General features: G+C 36.8%; 14 protein-coding genes, 1 rRNA gene and 2 pseudogenes. 12 read left to right on the top strand and 5 right to left on the bottom strand.

The annotated features are described in order from the left end of the window. Nucleotides 1-109: ribosomal RNA gene (rrf, locus tag ACU1JV_RS26205) — 5S ribosomal RNA — on the top strand; the annotation flags it as partial. A gap of 236 nt (nucleotides 110-345) precedes the next feature. On the opposite strand, the gene ACU1JV_RS26200 is transcribed toward rrf, so the two are convergent. Genes ACU1JV_RS26200 through ACU1JV_RS26190 form a run of 3 tightly spaced genes read right to left on the bottom strand, consistent with a single transcriptional unit; the run spans nucleotide 346 to nucleotide 3461 of the window. Further along, nucleotides 346-1455, bottom strand: coding sequence for a CobW family GTP-binding protein (locus tag ACU1JV_RS26200; RefSeq protein WP_413986046.1), 1110 nt, complete (start codon nucleotides 1453-1455; stop codon nucleotides 346-348). Nucleotides 1456-1473: 18 nt separating this feature from the next. Further along, a complete protein-coding gene (locus ACU1JV_RS26195) occupies nucleotides 1474-2451 on the bottom strand; it encodes a TIGR03943 family putative permease subunit (RefSeq protein ID WP_413986047.1) in 978 nt (325 codons plus the stop codon). Between the two features lie 8 nt (nucleotides 2452-2459). Further along, a complete protein-coding gene (locus ACU1JV_RS26190) occupies nucleotides 2460-3461 on the bottom strand; it encodes a permease (RefSeq protein WP_413986048.1) in 1002 nt (333 codons plus the stop codon). Between the two features lie 232 nt (nucleotides 3462-3693). On the opposite strand from ACU1JV_RS26190, the gene ACU1JV_RS26185 reads away from it, so the two are divergent. The 4 genes and pseudogenes from ACU1JV_RS26185 to ACU1JV_RS26170 all read left to right on the top strand — a co-directional run. Further along, a complete protein-coding gene (locus tag ACU1JV_RS26185; protein ID WP_413986049.1) occupies nucleotides 3694-4749 on the top strand; it encodes a CobW family GTP-binding protein in 1056 nt (351 codons plus the stop codon). Continuing rightward, nucleotides 4746-5873, top strand: coding sequence for a FecCD family ABC transporter permease (locus tag ACU1JV_RS26180; RefSeq protein ID WP_413986050.1), 1128 nt, complete (start codon nucleotides 4746-4748; stop codon nucleotides 5871-5873). The genes ACU1JV_RS26185 and ACU1JV_RS26180 overlap by 4 nt, the downstream gene beginning before the upstream one ends. Next, nucleotides 5870-6658 carry an ABC transporter ATP-binding protein gene (locus ACU1JV_RS26175; RefSeq protein WP_413986051.1) on the top strand — a complete coding sequence of 263 codons (789 nt, stop codon included), beginning with the start codon at nucleotides 5870-5872 and terminating at the stop codon, nucleotides 6656-6658. The genes ACU1JV_RS26180 and ACU1JV_RS26175 overlap by 4 nt, the downstream gene beginning before the upstream one ends. A gap of 68 nt (nucleotides 6659-6726) precedes the next feature. Further along, nucleotides 6727-7272 (top strand): annotated as a pseudogene (locus tag ACU1JV_RS26170) (ABC transporter substrate-binding protein); the annotation flags it as partial. Nucleotides 7273-7298: 26 nt separating this feature from the next. On the opposite strand, the gene ACU1JV_RS26165 reads toward ACU1JV_RS26170, so the two are convergent. Together ACU1JV_RS26165 and ACU1JV_RS26160 are read right to left on the bottom strand one after the other, a co-directional pair. Next, nucleotides 7299-8882 carry a BtrH N-terminal domain-containing protein gene (locus ACU1JV_RS26165; protein ID WP_413986052.1) on the bottom strand — a complete coding sequence of 528 codons (1584 nt, stop codon included), beginning with the start codon at nucleotides 8880-8882 and terminating at the stop codon, nucleotides 7299-7301. Between the two features lie 1773 nt (nucleotides 8883-10655). Further along, nucleotides 10656-11882 (bottom strand): annotated as a pseudogene (locus ACU1JV_RS26160) (transposase). A gap of 317 nt (nucleotides 11883-12199) precedes the next feature. Here ACU1JV_RS26160 and ACU1JV_RS26155 point away from each other — a divergent pair. The 7 genes from ACU1JV_RS26155 to ACU1JV_RS26125 are packed head-to-tail and all read left to right on the top strand — an operon-like array spanning nucleotide 12200 to nucleotide 22798. Continuing rightward, the gene (locus tag ACU1JV_RS26155; RefSeq protein WP_413986053.1) at nucleotides 12200-13204 is read left to right on the top strand and encodes an ABC transporter ATP-binding protein; all 1005 of its coding nucleotides are present in this window, start codon (nucleotides 12200-12202) and stop codon (nucleotides 13202-13204) included. Continuing rightward, nucleotides 13201-13989: an ABC transporter permease gene (locus ACU1JV_RS26150; RefSeq protein ID WP_413986054.1), complete on the top strand. Its 789-nt coding sequence runs from the start codon at nucleotides 13201-13203 to the stop codon at nucleotides 13987-13989. Before ACU1JV_RS26155 ends, ACU1JV_RS26150 begins: the two co-directional genes overlap by 4 nt. 6 nt (nucleotides 13990-13995) lie before the next feature. After that, nucleotides 13996-14790, top strand: a complete 795-nt coding sequence (locus ACU1JV_RS26145; protein WP_413986055.1) for an ABC-2 family transporter protein — start codon at nucleotides 13996-13998, stop codon at nucleotides 14788-14790. Nucleotides 14791-14809: 19 nt separating this feature from the next. Continuing rightward, the gene (locus ACU1JV_RS26140; RefSeq protein ID WP_413986056.1) at nucleotides 14810-16948 is read left to right on the top strand and encodes a beta-ketoacyl synthase N-terminal-like domain-containing protein; all 2139 of its coding nucleotides are present in this window, start codon (nucleotides 14810-14812) and stop codon (nucleotides 16946-16948) included. A gap of 1 nt (nucleotide 16949) precedes the next feature. Next, nucleotides 16950-20270: a non-ribosomal peptide synthetase gene (locus ACU1JV_RS26135; RefSeq protein ID WP_413986057.1), complete on the top strand. Its 3321-nt coding sequence runs from the start codon at nucleotides 16950-16952 to the stop codon at nucleotides 20268-20270. A gap of 13 nt (nucleotides 20271-20283) precedes the next feature. Then, a complete protein-coding gene (locus ACU1JV_RS26130) occupies nucleotides 20284-22035 on the top strand; it encodes a condensation domain-containing protein (RefSeq protein WP_413986058.1) in 1752 nt (583 codons plus the stop codon). After that, the gene (locus tag ACU1JV_RS26125) at nucleotides 22028-22798 is read left to right on the top strand and encodes a hypothetical protein (protein ID WP_413986059.1); all 771 of its coding nucleotides are present in this window, start codon (nucleotides 22028-22030) and stop codon (nucleotides 22796-22798) included. Before ACU1JV_RS26130 ends, ACU1JV_RS26125 begins: the two co-directional genes overlap by 8 nt. Nucleotides 22799-22809: the final 11 nt, after the last annotated feature.

Below are 22809 nucleotides of genomic sequence, written 5' to 3'. Positions count from 1 at the left end.
CGATAGCGGAGGGGTTCCACACGTACCCATCCCGAACACGACCGTTAAGCCCTCCAGCGCCGATGGTACTTGGACCGCAGGGTCCTGGGAGAGTAGGACGTTGCCAAGCAAATAATAGTATGACTCTGCATAGTCGTACTCAGGTCGTCGAGAAAGCTTCGACGGCTTTTTTTATTTTCCCATCATTCAACATAACGTCCTATAAGTATATAATGCGTATATGCAAATTTGTGATAGTTACGAAAAAAGGCTTTTCCATGACTTTTAAAGGTCAAGGAACAGCCTTTTATAACTTAATTTAGTAGACATTTCGGAGGGGAATTTCATCTTGAGCCGATCTGTCGATTACAGCGAAACAAAGCACTGTTCCCATTGGTCGGTAATGGATGCTTTGTCAAGCTGTTCTCCAATGAGTGTGACATATCCCTGGCTCACCGGAAGTGCGGTGGGTTGCCATTCCAAGTGACTTCCTGAGAATTGCAGAAGCATTGTGCCCTCATACGGGAGCACACAATAACCTTTCGCTCGAAGAAGCGAGGAACCTAGCCCGGTCAGGAAGTCTTCTAATCGTTGCTTTTCTAATGGCCGAGGAGAATATTGATGCAGTGTTAAACTCTCCAGACGGGAAAAGGAAGGGGGACGGTTGCGATCGTGACTGTGGTTATGAGGATGTGCAGAGATCACTTTGAATGCGGTATTTTTGAAGGTACTGCTAGGTCTTTCATTATCTTTGGTGGGAATTGGGATAGGCGATGCTTCTGCATCATTGGGCTGTACCTGTGCAGATGTATGCTGAAATACTTGTACAGGTTTCGGGTCAAGCATTACGGAGGTCAGGACAGGTTCCAGCAGTGGTCCAAGGTCAACGCGGCTGTATTCAGTAGTTTGTAGCTTAGCTGTATTGTTGAGCTTGCGGATGTTCTTGACGACCTTAGCCACTTCACGGCTACTTGCGACATCCGTTTTGTTCACCACAATGAAGTCGGCGGAGCGAAGCTGTCCATGCAGAGTCCGAACCAGCTCCTTGTCTGCAGTAAAGCGGCTGTTGTATTCATGGAACAGCACAGCATCCACCACACTAATGCTGTGAACCAGATACAGCCGATCTGCCAGCAGTGGAGAGCGAAGTTCCTCCAACACTTGCTCGGGGTTAGCTACTCCGGTGGTCTCCATGAAGATCACATCCGGCTTTTGGATGAGTAGGGTATGCAGTGCGCCAGCCAGCTCATTTCTTTTGCTGCAACAAATGCAGCCCTCTAGGAGTCCTTCCACTGTTACGTCAGGCATTTCCTCTGAAATAATAGCGCTGTCTACATCATATTCGCCCATTTCGTTCATTAAAACAGCAGCACGAAGGGGAATCTGGCGAGTATGGGCTAACAGCCGCAAAAGTAGCGTTGTTTTGCCGCTTCCAAGAAAACCACTGATTAATATAATAGGAACCTTGTTCATCATTTTTCCTCCTTGGTGGGTTTAGTTCGCTGCATTCAAGCGATCATAGGTTGCTACCGAGTCTGCCTGGGTATAGACATACGGAGATTCTGGCTGCTTGACAGTCGTTATTTTATTGGATTGAATTTCAAGTACGGGTGTATTGCCCTTTTGCGTTGCATGCAGTGTTCCTTCAATAGTCACCCAGGTATCCTTGTCAAAGGATGGAGGGTTCTGGGATTGGACGATAATCCCGAATGGCATAGCATCAGCAGTACAGCACATAACGAGGAATCTTCCTACTGCAAATAGACCTTTACCCGGTAGGTTGTCGTCCTTATAGACAAAGCCAGTCACCTGTACTTTTTTTCCTTGAAAAGCGTGCTTATACAGTTCGATCGCTCCTATAGTTTCGGAGAAAATCTCCGGATGGATCTGTATAACGGGTTGCTGATACAGGCGTTTCGCCAGCTCGGCGAATTCTACATTGTACTTATCAGGCGGAACGAATAGCTTATCCAGCGCTTCCTGACTCCATTTTCCCCCTGGAGGGGGCGAAGTTGGGGCAGAAGATGCGGTTGATAATATGGAGGAGGCCGGTGTTTTCGTGGTCTGTATATCTGTTTTTCGTCGGATATCCGGGTTGGGATATGTGAAGGACATGCCTTTCTTGGCTGCCATATCACTACCAAGTGCCTGATTGGGTAGCAGAGAACCGAACAGTAGCGGAATGAGCAGCATTCCATATACGAGTGTTTTTTTGAACCAGCTTTGCGGCAACGGATGCTCGCAATCACACATATCCTCACCGTCCCGCTCCCCGACGATTCCGTGCCATGCCATCGCCAAAGCGATGAACAAGAGGGGCACAGGGCAGAGCAGAAGCAGCTTTTGCATTTGTGGGGCCAAGTAGTAATGAAGTGCATTCGTACGGCTTAATGTGATGATGTACACAGCTAATCCGATCAAGAGCAAGGAGCGCATGCCATATTGCCAGCGGATGCTAAAGGTTGAATTCACGTTTGTATTCACCTCCCAAATAACCATTCAGCAGATATAGAGCCCACCAGAACGAGCGAAACAATGAGCAAGCCCAAGATGGCGACAAATTTGGTGCGGAAGGTGCTTAGCAGCATGAGCGTGCCTTTAAAATCCAACATCGGGCCGAGTACAAGAAAGGATGCCAGCGGACCTAGTGTGAAGGTATGCGAAAAAGCAGTAGCTACAAAGGCATCGGAGGTGGAACACAGCGACAGCACGTAGGCAAAACCCATCATAAAGGTGTACGAGCCGGCCGTGCCGTCGCTTAACGAAAGCATTTCATCACGTGGAATGAAGGTTTGGATGCAGGCTGTCAATAATGCCCCGATAATGAGATATTTACTCATGTCCAAAAACTCGTCGCCAGCATGTACAAAAAAGCCCCGCCATGTGCGATTATGCCGATGAGTCTGATTGTTCTGTTTTTGCTGGTTAAAAGAGAGCAACGAACGTTTGAGCGGATGCACTCGAACAAAGGCATATACGATCAATCCGATGGTCGCGGAAACGACAAAGGCCAAACTCATTCGAACGACAGTGACCTCAGGGTGGGAAGGGAAAGCCATTATCGTGGCAGCCAGTACTACGGGATTGATAATAGGTCCGCTTAAGATAAAAGTGATACCCATATAGGCAGGCATTCCCTTGAGCATTAATTGGCGAACGACAGGGATCATGCCGCACTCACAGATGGGAAACAGCATACCTAGCAAGGAGGCGAGCAGGACACCCGGCACAGGATGCGCAGGCGCTATTTTACGAATCCATGTCTCCGGTACAAGCCACTGCAAAAGGGATGAGATAAGTACACCGATCAGGAGAAACGGAACAGCCTCCAGAAAAATACCCATAAATACCGTCTTTAATGACTGCAGCTGCCCCATACCTAACAAACGAAGCCACTGAGGAGATAGCGTAATAAGCACAGGGATGAGAAAGGTAAACGGAATCATAAAAGGCAGCATCTTTAACAGCGTACTGTTTTTCATTCCACATCTCCTTGGGAATAAGGATTCTTATCTACATCCTATGCCTGTGTTGGGACAATCATGCCGCAGGATTATGCTTGAATCACCTCCTATATTGACAATTCAAAGCGTGGTCATATATATTTATGTTTATTAATAGTAATTATTACGATTAAAAATTGACAAATGATTGCAAGAAGGAAAATTTTACGGTACGATCCATATTAAATGTTGTAAAGACAAGGAGGATTATATGATACCGATTGTTGTTTTATCCGGATTTTTGGGCAGCGGTAAAACAACTCTTCTTCAGCATGCGCTGGCTTACTACAAGGAGCAGGACCTCAAGCCAGCTATTTTGATGAATGAGTTGGGCGATGTTAATCTGGATGGCAGTTTGGTGAACGGCCAAGCACCCATGAAAGAAATGCTCAGTGGCTGTATATGCTGTACCATTCGCGGGGATTTGGGCGTCGAGCTAATGAATCTTGCCGAGGAATATAAGCCGGACGTGATTATTGTAGAATGTACCGGAGTGGCTAATCCGATGGAGATTGTAGATGCAGTGACAGATGCTTCCATATATTCTTCTATGATTTTACAATCTGTTATCACGGTCATGGACGCGCGTCAATTTCTGGATTTTTCTTCAGGTAGCGAGAGAAGCAAGTCGCTTCGTTTGATGCAGGATCAGCTTCGGTGCGCTTCCAAACTGATTATTAACAAGACCGATTTATTGGCTGCGGGAGAGTTGCAGAAAGTACAGGCCCTTGTAAAAGAATTAAATCCATATGCTCTGACTGTGAGCACGCAACGGAGTGACGTGAACGCGGGTACTTTTTTCTCCCTTCAAGGAGAGGACCGCATGGACGAGGAAAAACATCTACACACTTATGATCATGATGAACATACAGACCATCACCATCATGACCACCCTGATCCCGAGTACCATGATCACGACCATGACCATGACCATGACCACGAACATGGGGAGCATTATCATTCCTACGACCATGTAGTTGTTCACACGCATTTCTTTGGACAACCTGTACCACGCTCCGAGTTTGAACAGTTGTTCCGCAGTTTGCCTGCTGAAATTTACCGGGCCAAAGGAATTGTGCGGTTTCTGGAATCAGAGGGTCAGATGATGTTCCAGTTTGCCTATCGGGAGCTGGAAATCATTCCGATCCGCCCGCAAAAGCCAGTGAACGATGTTGCGGTTATCATGGGTGAGAATTTCTCTGCTTCCGAGATTGAGGAACGATTGAGAAAGCTGGAAGCGGCCGAAAAGCCATTGACTAGTTTATGACTTCGGGAACGGGCAGCGTTTATCCATCAAGACCTAATCCATCAAAACATAATTCTCATGCTCACCTAGCTGGGAAGCCTGCTTGGGGATTTACAACAATTCTGCTGCTGCTGACTGCCGGGCTGGTGCTGTCGGTTACACTCGCGGTCATGCTGGGTCCTGTGGCTGTCGCACCGGGGACGGTATGGCGAATTGCACTGTCCCATCTTCTCTGGCTGGATCAATGGATACCCGTGACATGGACCAAGCCGGAGCAATATATCGTCTGGGAAATCCGTTTTCCGCGCGTGTTGCTTGGTGTTGTCGTAGGAGCAGGACTTGCTGTTACTGGGGCCGCTATACAGGCATTAATTCGTAATTCGTTAGCGGATCCCTATATTTTAGGAGTCTCGTCCGGGGCTTCGGTGACAGCTACGTTGGTGATTGTGTTTGGAGCTTTCGGATTTTTGGGACGACTTGCGCTGCCTTTATCTGCTTTTATAGGCTCGTTAGCTGCGATGCTCATGGTGTTCGCGTTGGCCCGTGTGGCCGGGCGCATATCGACGACCCGTTTACTGCTGGCAGGGGTGGCAGTGTCCATGATGCTGTCGGCTGTGACTAGCTTTATCGTTACGATGGCCCCGAATGAAAAAGGCATCCGTGACGCGATGTATTGGATGATGGGAAGTCTGGCAGGCGCTCAATGGGACACGCTTTTCATTCCAAGCCTCATTGTAGTAGCTGGAACGGCTGTTCTCCTGACCCGATACCGGTCGCTGAATGCTGTGCTAACGGGTGAAGAGGCCGCCGTAACGCTCGGTGTGAACGTACAGGCGTTCCGCGTATTACTGGTTGTCGTGGCTTCCCTTCTAACCGGGGCAGTTGTATCGGTCAGTGGCTCGATTGGCTTTGTCGGGCTTATGATTCCGCACATTGTTAGGCTGATGGTAGGATCGGATCATCGACGTGTCCTGCCTGTCAGCCTGCTTCTGGGAGCTATTTTTGTCGTGTGGGCAGACGTATGTGCCCGGCTCGTGCTAGCTCCACAGGAGTTGCCGATTGGTATTGTGACGGCTGTGTGCGGAGGACCCTTCTTTGTATGGCTGCTGCGGCGCAGTTCCTACTCGTTTGGAGGCGAAAAATGAATATAGAAGTCGAATATGTGACCTTCAGTATTCACGATAAACGGCTGATCGACGGCATCTGTCTCCAGGTAAAAGCAGGGGAGCTGGTTGGACTGATCGGTCCGAATGGCAGCGGCAAATCGACGTTGCTTAAAAACATGTATCGTGTGCTAAAGCCTGACAGTGGTTTGGTTACGCTGGATGGCCGGGATATACTGCGGATGAAGTACAAAGAGACGGCACGACAAATGGCAGTGGTGAGTCAGGATGCGCCTCAAACGTTTGATTTTTCAGTACGGGACATCGTCTTGATGGGCCGCCATCCGCATAAGAAACTGCTGGAATCAGACACCGTCGTCGATCATGAGCTGGTTGAGCAGGCGCTGGAGCGGGTAGGGATGAAAGCTCAGGCGGATCAGGGCTTTGCTACCTTGTCCGGCGGTGAAAAGCAACGGGTATTGATTGCTAGAGCCTTGGCCGGACAGGCGAAATTTCTCATTTTGGATGAGCCGACGAATCATCTGGATATCCGGTATCAGCTGCAAATTCTCGATTTGGTCAAAACACTTCAGATAACTACACTAGCTGCGCTTCATGATTTGAATTTGGCGGCATTTTATTGTGATCGAATATATGTATTAAAAGAAGGCAAAGTGGTAGCTTCCGGCATAACGGAGGATGTGTTTCAGCCAGACCTGCTGCGCAGTGTATTCGGGGTGGAGACAGAAATCTGTATTCATCCAAAAACCAGGAAGCCGAATATTACCTTTTTACCGGATTCTCTCAGGAGAGGAGACCATCTATGACGTTAACAGAAAAAAAAGGCGATACAATGAGGTAAGATAAACTGCGAATGAAAGAGGAGACGGTACATATGAAAAAATATAGCAAACCCGCGTTACCGTTGGTTATGCTTGCTTTGGTGATGGTGCTGTTGTTGTCAGCCTGCGCAGCAGGAAACACGGCTCAAACAAGCGATCCATCCGCAAACGGGCAGCAACCTGCCGTATCGCAATCGGCGACCAAGGAGACGTCGGTAGAGCTTGAGAATATGGGTGTTAAAATGGTATTTCCCGAGGCGCCCAAACGCGCGGTTACACTGAACCAGCACGCGACAGAGGTTATGCTGGCTCTTGGGCTGGAATCCTCTATGGTAGGAACTGCGTATTTGGATGATCAGATTTTACCGAAATATAAGGCTCAATATGACAAAATACCCGTGCTAGCCAAACAATATCCGTCCAAAGAGGTGTTTATGGCCGCTGCACCGGATTTTGCCTATGCAGGCTGGAAGAGTGCCTTTAATGATAAAAATCTGGGTTCCCGTGAGGAGCTAGCCAAACAAGGGGTGCTGACCTATGTACAGGAGTCCTCCAATAAGCCCGGTCCCATGTTAGAAGATGTATATCAGGATATACTAAAATATATATTAATTTATTCTAATAGTTAAATACTCCCAAATGATATCGATAATATATGATAATTTCTATTATAAGGAAGGATTATACTTTTAACTTTCTTTTCTAAGTTTATATTAGAAGATACAATATTGATAAAAGCTTTATCCTGCACTAATGTAATGATGTCGTTATTATTGTTATAGGTTTTTCCCCTTAAAGCTATTATTTCGTCGTACATAGGCTCACATGATAAGTCAGTTATATTTAATTTTAGGATGTCTTGAGATTCATCCGAATAGTTTATTAAAATCTCAGCTTGGGTATTTCCCCACTCAGAGCAGCCAAGAAAAGCTAATTTATGTCCTTTATCTATATCAACTTTTATTTTTTGACTATCACAAGAAATATTGTCATAAAAACCATTGAAATTTGGCAATTTAAAATTGTAATCTTTTATAGTAATAATAGAAGAAGGAGGATCATCAAATAGAAAAAATTCATTCAAGCCAGTTAAATCTGCATTTATGCGGTTAGAATTTTTCAAAACAAACCCTTTATTGTTATAGTAGCTTGAAATCTCAAGAGGAAAATATTTAATTTTTTCGTTATGAATATTATATGAAATTAGCTTTTCTTCAACATTATTATTCTGACTTTGTTCGTTTAATACTGAATAAAGATTATTTAGAATCGAATTTTCAAATTCAGAAATCGCATGAATCCTTTCGCATATTTTGTATATTTGCTTATTTATTTGATTTGTATATATAGACTTAGCAATGGAATTTAGCACCATTTCCCAATGTAATGCTGCCTCATTCATTCGATAACATATATTATCTAACTCGTTTATTTTTTCAGACTTTTTATAAAAAGCTAATAAAATACTAAATCTTAATCTACCTAATATTAATTCATTTATCGTATCATAAATAACTGGCAGACTGAGAAGTTTAGTGTCTGGTTTATCGCTTTTAATTAAATGCAAAAGATCATTTGCAAATATTTTAATATCATTAAATTGTTTTTGTTTAAGAATGTATGATTCTTTACTTAAAAAAGGATGTAATTCAAAAAAATGTTTTTCTTTTTTTGAATTGCGAAATGATAAAATACCAATAATATCGCTTGCTTGCTCGGTTACATCGAAAGGAATAGATACATCTTTTAATTGAAAGTATGGATCAGCGATTATTAGATTTTTCCGATCAAAATCTATACCGGTAGCAATGCAAAAATGATTATTGTGTTCTTTCATATATAATGGGTCAAATACATTGTAATAACTGTCTATTTTCACAAGAATAGGCATACCTAGTTTTAATTGTTTTTGGACATGTTCATAAAGTTCAGAAGGCTTATTGATATGCACAAAGTTAATGTCCACTCCGTGATATTCTGAAAGATTTTTAATTAAATCGTTTTGAAAAGTAATATTAGTGAACAATTCAGAAGGAGTAGAATGTTGACTCCGTTCTTCATAACAAAAACCCCAACTATTTATATACATGAGTTCATAATTATTTTTATTCCATGCTGAAATAGTAAATACTATATCATCTATACAAGTTGGATAACGATTTTTATTTTTTGAAATGATTCGTTTTAATATCAGGTCTATTTTTATCATAATTATTCTCCATTGTAATATATAATTATTAATCAATTAATATCCTATATCAAAAAAGTTAAAAATAGTAAATGGAATAGCGAAGTTGTAAGAAGGGGAACTCTACATTAAAATGTTAACTTTCCTTTATAATATAAGTGCAGCTGACTAAATCATAATTTCTATATACTTTAAAACCAAAGTCTAGAAACTTTATAATTAAATCACTTATTCACTTACAATTTATAGGGAAAAATTAAATATAGGCAAAGCGTTCTTAAAAAAATATATTTCTAGAGATATATTTTTTTAAGGGATGCACTAACCATAATTGATTTAATGCTTTATTTTTGGAATAATGTGCGTACACCTTTGGCATAAAGTAGGGTGGTTACTGTTTTTTTAACATGTTTACTTACTATTCTACAACGTTTACAACTTGCTGCTTCTACTCCTTTTACTACTAATGAAATGTTTTGTAGATTTATAGAATTTGAAGTGGGTTCGTTACCTGCCTTCTTTAATTCAATGCTAGCGATGTTGGTTGTTGATCCGGCGAAAGGCATTCTCCAATTTGGAATCGGTTACTTCGGCGATGTCCCGGGTTTTAAGGAAAAATCCTCGGAGCAGACTATTGGCGTTCTCGTGTGAGCCCCGTCGCCATGACGAATAGAGATCAGCGAAATAATTAAGGCGCCCCCAGTGAATCTTTTCGAGCGCTTCTTGGCACGCAAATTCCTTCTCACGATCCACTGTGCCGTTTAGAAGCCCTACCGCTACTATGCTATACTTTCCGGCATACTGCGTTCGACGATGCTAAGATGTGTATCACCCATGGTTGGATTCTCCTATGCGAATGTGTTGTGGTGACTCTAATCCACACGAATCAGGCCGCGAGCCATTTTTTCAGTTAGAGCGTGTTGCATTTCATTTTACAATTCTTCGCGGTTAATTGTAAAATGAAATGCTTAACATACAAAATTTCACTTTTGTAAATGGGTATTATTGTAATTTTAATTCAAAAAAAATCAAAATTCAAGTAAAAAGGAGATTATAACAAATTGCTTAGCAAAAGAATAATTCCGAGCTTTGTAATGAAATAATCAAATGCATTTTATTACCTCGATGTAATTCTTAATGCTTAAATGATTTATGGTATAAGAAACAAGTATAAAAAGCACTTTACTAGAGTATAATAAAGCGATTTCATTTTCTAAAAAATTAAATACTTGTTTATTTATAGCACAGAATCTCTAATATTCAAACTTAAATCTAAAATCCGCATGTCAATTCAAAGTAATAATCAGCAAATAAAAAGCTCGGTATTACATGTTTAAATAGTAATTTAGAGACATTATATAATTATTATTATAACAATTTTTCAGAGGTGTCTTTCTTGTCTGTTAAACATATGAGATCAAAATCTTTGAATTTTGTCATTCTTCATATTTATTTGTAATCATAGTTACTTGAAAATTGTTTGCTAACAAGTTTGCATAAACCGTATTATATAAATGCTTTTATGACTCAACTATTCTTTTTTCTCTTAAATTTGTAAATATTTAAAAGTACCTGATAATACGAAAAAGCTGTCGAGAAACCCCGTCATTTTGAGAGAGGCCACTGAAAAAGTCTCCGCAATAAAATCCGAGCAAAAAACAAGCCTCTAGAATCGCTTCTAAGGCTCGTTTCGCGTTCCGGGAATCATATTTGACCCCCTAAAAATGTTGAATTTCTAAAAAACAAGTAGTTTTTCAGTGGCCTCATTTTGAGACATGGTTTTCTTTTTTTACATCATAATGCTCTGGTCTCTGGAAAAACAGGGGGGCCACCCCTGCTTCTCCAGGCGACCAGGTGGATCGCCATCTTCTTCATGTTCTGTACGGCTACCGTCATAAGGGCTTGTTCCCTGACGTTTGGAAGACCGTGCAAACGGCAATAGCGAAACCCATGGAGATCTTTGGCATCTACGAAGCTTCGCTCAATCGTCTCTTTTCGTTTGAGGTACAGCTTTTTATCGGATGGGCTCAGCCGGTTGCTCCGTACCCACTCTTTGCTGTCTTCCCAGACATGCCGAATCACCACTTTGCGGTGGTTTCGAGACTGGTACACTGGCTCAGCAGTGGGCAATGCTGGCACTGAGCTGGGTCAGAGGCATACTACCGGTATCCCTTACGTTCCGTCGTTCGGTAGGGCAGTTCTTGTTTGGGCGGGTATCTACACACATTGCGTTTGGCATTGTATTTAAACTTCCATTTCGGAAACAGTCCTTGTCTGGGATAGAATCTTCGGTGAGCAATCACGGCAAAAATCTTTCGGTTTTGTAAACCTCGACAAATCGGCGTAGTTAAATAGCCTGAGTCTAGCGCTACGGCTTCTACTTGAAAACCAAAACGTTCTCTTTGGCGATCCAAACGGGACAAATAGAGGACGGAATCAGGTACATTTCCCGGTGTCACATGCACAACGCTTTTTTCCGTGGTTTCTCCGGTCATCCTTCACCGCTTCGTTGAGCTCGTCCATATAGTCTTTGGTATTCTGCAATACTTGCTCTTTGGTGTACTGATGTTTGTTGGCATTGGCCTTCAGGTGGGTGGAATCGGTCATGAGAACACGCCCGCCCACCATTCGGTGAGAGATCGCCTGCAGCACAATTTCATCAAAAATATCTTGAAAGATGGTGGTGTCTTTAAAGCGTGTACGGCGATTCCAGCTAATCGTCGATTGGTCCGGAACTTTATCGGTTAAGCCCAGCCCCAGAAACCAACGATAAGCTAGGTTCGTCTGAATTTCTTGCTTGAGTTGCCGTTCTGAGCGAATACCATAGAAATAACCGAGAAAGATCATTTTAAACAATACGGTAGGATCAATGGCAGGACGCATATTGTCCGCACAATACAGCGGGCTTACCTTCTCCTGAATATATGTATCCACTTTGCGAAGCAAATGATCTTGAGGCACTAGTTCTTCCAGGGAAACCAATTCAAAGGATTGTTGTTTGTCTCGATGAGATCGCAGCATACCAACACTGTCCGCTCTATACAATAGTTACCTATATTATACAACATTAACGTGGTGTCGTTTTAAATAAAATTAACATAAAAGAAGCTGTCAAGACTTTCTCGACAGCCCGAAGTAAATATATTTATAAATATCTTCACTTATTTGTTAAGTAATATGTTGACATTTCGTTATTGTATTTAGTAATATAATACAGAAAGTAAGTTTTACAATTTTTTCAATTAATTAAACCATTTTATCTCGTAATTCTATCTCTCTTCTAAGCTTTTTTAGTTGATAAATTGAAAACGTTTTATAAACAAGGAGGAACAATATCCATGGTTATACAAGTAAATCAATTAAGTAAGACATATCAGGTAGTTGAAAAAGAAACTGGTTTAAAGGGAAGTATTAAGTCATTTTTTAAACCTATCACGAAAACTCTTAAGGCTGTTACAGATGTTTCCTTTTCTGTGGATAAAGGAGAAATGGTGGGATTTATAGGTCCTAATGGTGCAGGCAAATCTACTGTGATAAAAATGATGACTGGAATCTTATATCCAACTGACGGTGATATTAGAATCTTAGACCGTCAGCCATGGAAAGAAAGACGAAAGTTAAGCTACGATATTGGTACAGTATTTGGACAAAAATCACAACTGTGGTTCCATCTTCCACCAAATGACACTTTTGAATTGCTAGCTACAATTTATGACATGGATAAAAATACATTTACACTTCAAAGAGATATGGTAATTGAACTTTTTGAATTACAGCATTTTTTAAAAACTCCGGTTAGAAAGTTAAGTTTAGGACAAAGAATGAAGTGTGAAATTGCAGCTGCGTTAATACATAATCCAAAATTAATTTTTCTTGATGAGCCTACTATTGGACTTGATGTTGTCTCTAAACAACAAATCCGTAATGCTCTAAAAAAAGTGAATATTGAATCAAAAACAACTATTTTTATAACTTCTCATGATTCGGGTGATATTGAATCTTTATGTGAAAGAGTGATTGTGTTAGACCATGGAAAAATTATTTTTGATGATAAGCTTAATGTGTTAAAAAATAAATACATGTCTGAAAGAGTACTTAAGATACAGTTCCAAGAAGAAATCACAAACTGCTTTATTCCTAACGGAATTCATTATAAGGTACTTGATCCTTTTAGTGTTGAAATAAGTATTGATACCAATAAAGTTGTAGTAGCCGATGTAATCCAGAAATTTTTAGAACAAAATAATGTCGTTGATATAGTGATAAATGAATTGCCTATGGATGAATTGATTAGAACCATTTTTAAACAAATGAATCATCAAAGGAAATTGGTGAGCCAATGAGAACAAAAAAATATTTTTCAATATTGTCTACTAGTCTACAAAGTAATCTTGTATATGCTAAGGAAGTTTTAATAAGAAGCTTATTCATTGTTGTAATGTTATACATATTTATCGAGTTATGGGGAACAGTTTATGGGGACAGTAACTCTATAAACGGAATGACATTAAAACAGGTGATTTGGTATCTTCTTATTTCAGAAACAATTATGCTAAGCAAAATTTCTATTGCTAAAACTCTTTCTCTAGAGGTAAAAGAGGGCACATGGGCTTACTCACTCACAAAACCATATAATTACTTGTTATATCATTTATTTAATGGTTTGGGAAATAATATTCTATTAGTAATAATAAATTTTTTTGTTGGGTTTGTAATCGTTTACTTATTAGTTGGGACTCCGCCTAAGGGTCTATACGTACTTATACCTGTGGCTTTATCCACTTTACTAGCATTTCTCATAGATTTCGCCATTGGGTGTATATTAGGTATGCTTTCATTTTATACGGAAGACGTTTCTGGTTATGTATTGGTTTATCAAAAATTATTACTAGTTTTTGGTGGTTTACTTATACCATTAGAGTTTTTTCCAGATTGGTTAAAAAATATTGCTGATATGTTGCCTTTTAGAGCTATTTTGTATATGCCGGCAAATTTATTTGTTAATTATAGCTTTGATATATTTTTTTCTTATATAACTCAACAACTAGGATGGCTAGTAGTCTTTGTAATTATTTTGTATTGTTTAGAGAAAAGTGTTTTAAAGAAGACTGTAGTAAATGGAGGATGATAATAATTGAAGACTTTATTTCTTGAAACCAAGTTTCTTATACAAATGTGGAAGTATAGTCTGGCATCTGCTCTTCAGTATAAATCAAGTTTTATAGCACAAATTGTTGGAATGCTTCTAAATGACTTCATTTACTTAGTATATTGGTTCATTTTCTTTAATAAATTTCATTCAATTAGCGACTATGATTTTAGTGACATGTTAATCCAATTTTCTGTAGTAACTTCAGCTTTTGGAATAGCATTCTCGCTATTTGGAAATACATTCTCACTTTCACAAGTAATTAATCAAGGTTCTCTTGATCATTACTTAACTTTACCTAAAAATGCACTTTTACACATTATTGCAGCCAATTTTTCAATTGTTGCGCTAGGAGATTTACTATGTGGTAGTATCGTATTTTTTGCTGTTGGGAATGGCAATTTCTCTAGCATATTATTGTGGATATGTTGCTCTTTGTTGGTAGCAATCATTTTTATTATGTTCAATGTATTTTTGGGGACCTTGTCTTTTTGGCTAGGCAATTCTAATGGGTTCTCAAGCATAATTAATGAGATTTTAGTAACATTCTCATTATATCCGAACAATATTTTTAAAGGATTTGTAAAAATATTAACGGTAACTATTATACCTTCAACTTTCATAGGAGTGGTGCCTGTACAAATTATAGCCGATGGAAATATAAAAGCTTTGCTAATTCTTTTAGGCTATACAGTATTCATAACTAGTATAGCACTAATTTCATTTTACTTAGGCTTAAAAAGATACTCTTCATCCAACATGATAAGCATTAAAGGTTGATAAAATAGGAGGCGAAGCTATGAGTACAGATGTTGCAGTTGTAGGAGTTTCTGGTAGATTCCCTGGTGCAGATAATGTACAGGAATTTTGGTCTAATATCAAGGCGGGAAAAGATACTATTAGTAGAAATGGCAATAATAATGAAACAATTTATGCACGTGGAATAATAAAAGATGCCTATCACTTTGATGCAAATTTTTTTGGTCTATCTGATTCCGAAACAAAAATATTAGACCCCCAACACCGTTTATTCCTTGAATGTGTATGGGAAGCAATAGAGGATGCTGGATACAATTTGGATACTTATCAAGGTGTAATTTCATTATTTGCTTCTTGTGCACCAAGCACTTATCAAGTTGAAGGAAAGAATATGTCTGAAGTTGAAAAAATGAAAATAATGCTATCTAATGCACCAGATTTTTTATCAACTCGAGTATCCTATCTTCTTAATTTAAGAGGAGAAAGCATGGTTGTTCAAACAGCCTGCTCTTCATCTTTGACTGCTGTACACCTTGCCTGCAAAAGCTTAGAGAATGGGTACTCTGATATGGCTCTGGCGGGGGGAGTAAACCTTTTACTTCCACAAGATAGCCCTTATGTTTATCAAGAAGGAATGATATATTCCTCGGATGGTTACTGCAGACCTTTTGATCAAACGTCGAATGGTACTGTTGAAAGTAATGCATTAGGTGTAGTGCTTTTAAAAAGATTAGAAGATGCAATTAATGATGGAGATCATATTTATTGCGTAATTAAAAGTACAGCTATAAATAATGATGGAAACACGAAGCTTGGTTTCACTGCTCCTAGTATAGAAGGACAAGTAGAGGTAATCTCAACAGCTCTTGCAGTTTCACAAATACCTGCTGAATCAATTGGCTATATTGAGACACATGGTACAGGGACAAAATTAGGTGATGCAGTAGAAATTGACGCTTTAAAGAAATCATTTAAAATGTTCACGGATAGAAAAGAATTCTGTGCACTTGGAGCAGTAAAAGGAAATATTGGGCATACAATTAGAGCTTCTGGAATCATTGGACTAATTAAGACAATGTTTGTAGTTAAAGAGGGGGTTATTCCACCTATTGCTCATTTTGAAAATTTAAATCAAGATATCAATTTAAATAATACTCCTTTTTATATTCCTGATACGCAAAAAAAATGGCCTGAAATTTATTCAATCAGAAGAGCAATCGTTAGTTCTTTCGGATTTGGAGGAACAAATGTAAGTGTTATAGTTGAAGAACCACCAGTGCTTAAAAGTACTGAGTATCCGGTTACTCAACAATTAATTATTCTTTCAGCCAGAAGTAAGTATGATTTACAAGTTTTAAAACAAAACTTAAGGGAATTTATTAAGGAAAACCCTAATCTTCGATTAGATCAAATTGCGTATACTTTAAGTATAGGACGCAGAGTTTTTAGTAATAGATGGGCCATTGTGGTGAATTCTATTGAACAATTGATTGGTATATTAGGAAATGAAAATGACACCTACCAACCTTATTTTGATAATGAGACGTTTGACCTTACTACATACTCCTCAAGTATCGATAAATTGAAAGCAATGTCTGATTTATGGGTTCAAAGTGGATACGTAAAATGGGGACCTATAGATAAGGGGAATAAAATCTATAGAGCATCATTACCAACATATCCTTTTAATAGAAAATATTATTGTTTGAATGACAATGAACATTTTTCAGAATCATTGAATGAAAAACTCGTTAGTACTTCTTCCGAAAGCGAGTTACTAAACAAAGATAATACTAAAATAATCAGTTATAAAGAAATAGAGAGTATAGTGGAGTCTGAATTTAAAAAGTTCTCTACTATAGAAGACTTTAATGAAAATTTAGATTTTTATAGTCTTGGTATAGATTCGTTAAGCTTCATTGATGTCATTTTTAGTTGTGAAACTGCATTAGGAATTGATATTACTGTAGATCAGGCTTTCAATGCACAATCAGCAAAGCTTTTCGCTAAAATGTGCTATAAATTATATCTTGACAAAATAGAGCAATTTGAAACAATTGAATACGATATTGAAATAAGTGAAGAGCTAGCTACAATCACTATTCAAACGAAAGAATATATTAAATCTGGATTACCAAATGGAGCTCTCAATATCCGCTTGGCGAAAGGAGCAAAATAGAATGAATATCAAAGTATCATATAAGGGCATAGTAATGGAATTTGATAGTCCACCATCTAGTGAAGAAATTATTGAACGCTATACTATATTAAATAACATGAACGATTATGATATGAATGCAGCTAAAGATAATTTTTCTGAGATTTCTGAATCACAAAAATCTCTATGGTTAGCTTCACAGATCGGCAATCAACCTAATGTAAACCTAATTTCTTTTGGTATCCATTTTAAAGGGAATCTAATAGTTGAATATTTTAAAGAAGCTATTCAGAAAGTAATAGAAGGGCAACCAACTCTTAAGAGTTCATTTTACTTAGATGAAGATGGTTATGTTAAGCAGCTATTAAATTCCAAATTAGAGATTCACATAAAAGAAATTGATCTTTCAAAACAATTATCAAATAACTATGATAATTCAATAAATAACTACTTAAGACAACAATGTGATAAACCATTTAACCTTCGCACAGACTTATTACTTAGAGTTAGCTTATTAAAATTTAGTGATTCATATTATTTAGGTCTTTTTACAGCTCATCATATTATATTTGATGGTGCATCTGTAGGGATTTTTGTGAAACAATTTTCTCAATATTATATGGATCTTTGTTTAAACAATAAGATTATTCCAATATCTACTGCGGGATATGCAGACTATGTAAAGAAGGAACGTAATGAATTTAAAAATAATGATCTTGACGAATTGGATAATTTTTGGTTGGAAAATTATGCAGGTGTCTCTCTATCCCTTGATTTACATAACGTGAAAAAAAATAAAGATATAGGATTTGATTGTAGTTCAGAAATTTTGCACTTAGATAATGAATTCACAAAATTATTACGGCAGATGAGTACCCAATTAGGTGTCTCTCCATTTATCACATTATTGACTGCTCTAAATATTTTACTATATCGGTATACTAGTCAAGAAGAAATTATAGTCGGTACTCCGATATCTACAAGAAGTAAAGAATTCAAAGATGTAATTGGTTGCTTTATAAATATGTTAGCGCTTAAGCCAAGTTTATGGGGAGATCCAAGTATAAAAGAATTGCTTTTGAGAGTAAAACATTTTGTTTCCTCCACCTTCCAGAGAAGTAATTATCCTTTCTCTAGGTTAGTAGAGCTCTTAAAACCACAAAGAACAAACCATCATCCAATATTTCAAGTTGTATTAAGTTACCAAAAGAATCCGTTTTCCAAATTGGATATTCCAGAGTTGTCATTAGAATCTTTTAATTTTTCAGATCAAGCTTCTCCATACGATTTACTGTTGGAGGTAGTGGATAATTCAGATACCATTGATATTCGTTTTCAATATAGAAATGAATTATACAACGAAGACAGCATAAAAAATATGATAAGCCACTATCGTCTCATCTTACAAGCTTTGTTAGAAGATACCACTCAGAGTATCAGTGACATTAACTTATTGTCCAGCGAAGAAGAAAAAAAAATTCTGACACTTTTCAACAATACTGTCGAAGCTCCACAGGCTCTAACAATTATAGAACTGTTTGAAAAATCAGTAGAAAAAAACCCGGATTTGATTGCTATTGAGCAATGCGGATCAAGTCTTACCTATAAAGAACTTAATCAAAAATCTAACCAGCTTGCTAGGATTATCAGAAATAAAGGCATACAACCAAACGATGTTGTTGGAATAATGGTGAGTAGATCAATTGATATGATAGTGTCAATACTCGCAATTCTTAAATCTGGAGGTGCCTATCTCCCTATTGATCCTCAATATCCAAAAAAGAGAATTGAGTATATTCTTAACAATAGTAATACGAAATTAATACTTACAGAAGGTAATATGGAAAATGATTTGAAAGCTTATAAAGAGATTTTAGTAATTGAGAAGCAAAACTTACAAAAAGAAGATAATTCTAATATTAGAAGAATCAACGAGCCAAAGGATTTAGCCTACCTTATTTACACATCTGGCTCTACAGGGAATCCGAAAGGAGTAATGGTAGAACACAGTTCAATTCTAAACTTTTTTTGTGGAATATATGATGCTATTGATTTTAAAGATTGCAAAAAAACTTTATCAGTAACAACGATCTCATTTGATATTCATGTATTGGAGATTTTATTTCCTTTGGTAAATGGAATGTCAATTGTAGTAGCTAATGAAACTGAACAATTCGATATGAACTTACTAGCAAAATTAATTCTCGACAATTCAATAGAAGTTATACAGTTAACACCGTCAAGAATGCGCCACCTATTATCAGTTGAAAATATTACAGCGTATTTAGAAAAATTAAAAATTATGTTAGTTGGAGGCGAAGTTTTATCATCTGATCTATTGAGCTTAATAAAAAGTTCGTTTAATGGAATGATATTTAATATGTATGGTCCCACAGAAACAACAGTTTGGTCATGTGTCGCAGACTTAACTCATACAAATGAAGTAACGATTGGGAGGCCGATCGCTAATACTCAAATAATTATTACAAATAATGATGGGATTATTCAGCCTATTGGTATACCAGGAGAGATTTGTATAAGCGGTAAAGGAACTGCTCGAGGCTATTATAATGATCCTAAATTAACAGAAGAGAAATTCATCCTAAATAATGCAATTACCACTGAAAGAATATATCGAACGGGTGATGTGGGGCGTTATCTATGGAATGGAAATATCCAATATATAAATCGACTAGATAACCAAGTTAAAATACGTAGTTATAGGATAGAACTAGGCGAAATTGAAAATGTGTTATCCCAACACAACGCGGTAAAACAATGTAAAGTTATTGTTGAAAAGAATGAAGACGGAGAAGATATACTTATAGCATTTATTATTGTGAATCTATCATATATCAGAACTGTAATGTTAGATAATTTTGCTGTTTCAGAATTATCTAATTACCTTAATGATTTTTTGCCTTACTATATGATTCCTTATAAATTCATAGTTTTGGAATATTTTCCTGAAACACCCAATGGAAAGATAGACGTTAATAAATTTCCAAGAATCAATGAAATAGAAACTGATCAACAACTTCAATATGTTCCACCTAGAAATCTCGATGAACAATCTGTTGCTTCTGCATTTGAAGAGATACTAGCTATAAAAATGATCGGGGTTTATGATAACTTTTTTTCTTTAGGGGGAGATTCAATGAAAGCTATACAATTAATTGCAAAACTAATTGAAGATGGTTATGAAGTTGAGGTTAAGGACTTATTTAAAAATCAGACAGTACAGTCACTTTCTAAATGTATAAAAAAATCCGTATCTCCTTTCAGAGATGAAGTTTCAATGACTTCTGCGCAAGAAGAATTACTCAAATACATGACTGATTAACTATGGGGGTACTATGCTGAATAAATGGAACTTTATAATTCACGAAGAATACAGCGATAAACATTTAATTTATACATTTCTCGCCTTATCAATACGTTATCCTTCTTTACGATATTATTTCAAAAAAAAAGAAAGTAAATGGAAGCAATTCGTTGCTAGAAAAATAGATGCTGCAGAAATTAGTATCTTATATAGTAATAATCAACTTAGTAATGATGATTTATACAAGGAAATATTAATAACTAAACCTCCTTTATTTAAAATCGCTATTGAATTCAAGGAAAATGTAACAATAGTCACTCTATTTATTCATTCCTTGATTTCAACTACGATAGATCGACAACAATTTACTAAAGACTTTTTCAATTTATATGAAAGTAAGTATCCCATTTGGAAAAAAGAAGATTTTCCAATGTTAAAACAAGTACCTGAGCCTATCATATCCAACTTACCTTTTGAAATAGAGGATGCTTACCCTTTGAGCTCAATGCAGTTAGGAATGATCGCAAGCACATTATCCAGTAAACAAAAAAACAATTTTAGAAGAGTTACTCCTTACGCTTTCATTGATAATCAATTTGATCTTAATCTTTTTAAGAGAGCCTTATTATTAATGCAACAAAAACATGAAATGTTAAGAGTAACATATATTAAGCGTTACATTTGTCAGGCAATATTAAGAAATGCTTATCTTAATATTTATTACAAAAATATTGCTTCATTTAGTAAAGCTGAACAAAAAAAAATAATAAATAAGCATATATTGCAAGAAGAAGGACTTAACAAAAAAAAAATAAAATTGTTTAACATTAGTTTATTTAAACTGGAAAATAATCTTTATCAGCTACTTATCTTTAATCATATGAGTATTATGGACGGTTGGAGTATGTCTCTTTTCAGAGATGAACTGTTCTCAACTTATTCATTACTTCATAAAGATTGCAATACATCTTTAAAAAAGCTTGAATGTTCATATAAGGACTTTATAAAAAGACAACAAAAAACTTTGAAAGACCGAAATGCATCTCTTTTTTGGGCAAATAAGATTAAAAAAGTAAGTTCTCCTATACTTGTAAGTTTAGATGGGGATGATTACTGCGATAACTACTCTGAATGGATTGATTTATCTTTAATAAGTCGCATGGAAAAAATATCTAAGTTGATTAAGGTTAGTATGAAAGATATATTTTTAACTGGATTTATGTTTGTACTTCATAATTTCTTCCATAGAAATAAAGTTACAATAGGATTATTGACTAATTGCAGACCCGCAATAATTGATGCAGAAAAAGTAATTGGTTGTTTTATTAATATAGTACCTTTGTCTATAGATTTTTCTAAAGCTACCGATTTTTTTGATGCTATATTAATGGTTAAGAATAAGTCTATAGAATTAAAGCAATATGATAATTATCCCGTAGGGAAAATATGCTCAATTGTTTTTTCTTATGTAAATTTAAAAGATTTAGAAGATATATCAACTCATGTGAAATTTGTTAGTTCTCCTATTGAATCTGAGCTAGAAAAAGAGAACGATTTTTCAGTTACTATTAAAAATGTGAATTCTGACTGTTTAATAAATATAGAATGTAGCAAAAATCGATATACAAAGTCAACATTAGAATTAATATCTCAAGTATTCATTTTTGTTTTACAAAATATTTGTAATTGTTCTTCTATAGATTTAGTTATTAACATGCTTGAGCAAAATAAGAATTATGCTGAACTAATACAAATTCAAGAATTGGAGTGGAAAAATGCTTGAAATATTAAAAAATTTAACAAAAGAAATTCGAGACAATTATAACACTTTAGGAATCGTTAATGTTGGCTCTTCATCTAGGTTTTATAAAGACATACTGTCAGATTATGATTTAGAGGTAGTAGTAAAAAATGAGTTTTATATTGACTTACCAAGTAATCAAAGATTACTTCGGAAAAAAATTGAAAATGATTCAATAGAAGTAGAATTATTAATGATTCCAGAAAGTGATTTTGACAAAAAAGTATATTCCCCTTTAGATATAGATCATTGGCCTTATGAAACATGTAAAATATTATATGATCCATTTGATTACTTGAAAAATAAAATAGTTCAAATTACAACTATGGATATTTTGAAAAGAGATGAGAGATTAAAACTGCACTATTTTGAGTTTATTTTTTCTGCAAATAAGGCCAAGAAAGCAATTCAACGTTGTAATTTATTAAATGCTCATGTTTCCATATCTCAAATGATCTTAAGCCTAATAAAAATTCTTTTTTTAATTAACTATCATTGGCCACCTGCTGTGCATTGGTTATCACAAAATTTTAGAATATTAACAGATTTGCCTCCTACCATTAAAATAGCAGTATTATTGGTGATGGAAAAATTAACATTTGACCACATAGAAATTCTGATTAATGAAGTTGATAAATATCTGATTAAGAAGAATATTGATTTTATATTTGATAAGGAACACTTAGTAAGTGAAGTTGGATCGCCTTTATTTAGATGTGTGCGAGCTGAATATAGCATAATGTAAAGGAGATGAAA

The sequence above is a fragment of the Paenibacillus sp. T2-29 genome, assembly GCF_052921365.1.
The sequence above is the reverse complement of the archived record's forward strand: the minus strand, read 5'-3'. Positions and strand labels throughout refer to the sequence as shown.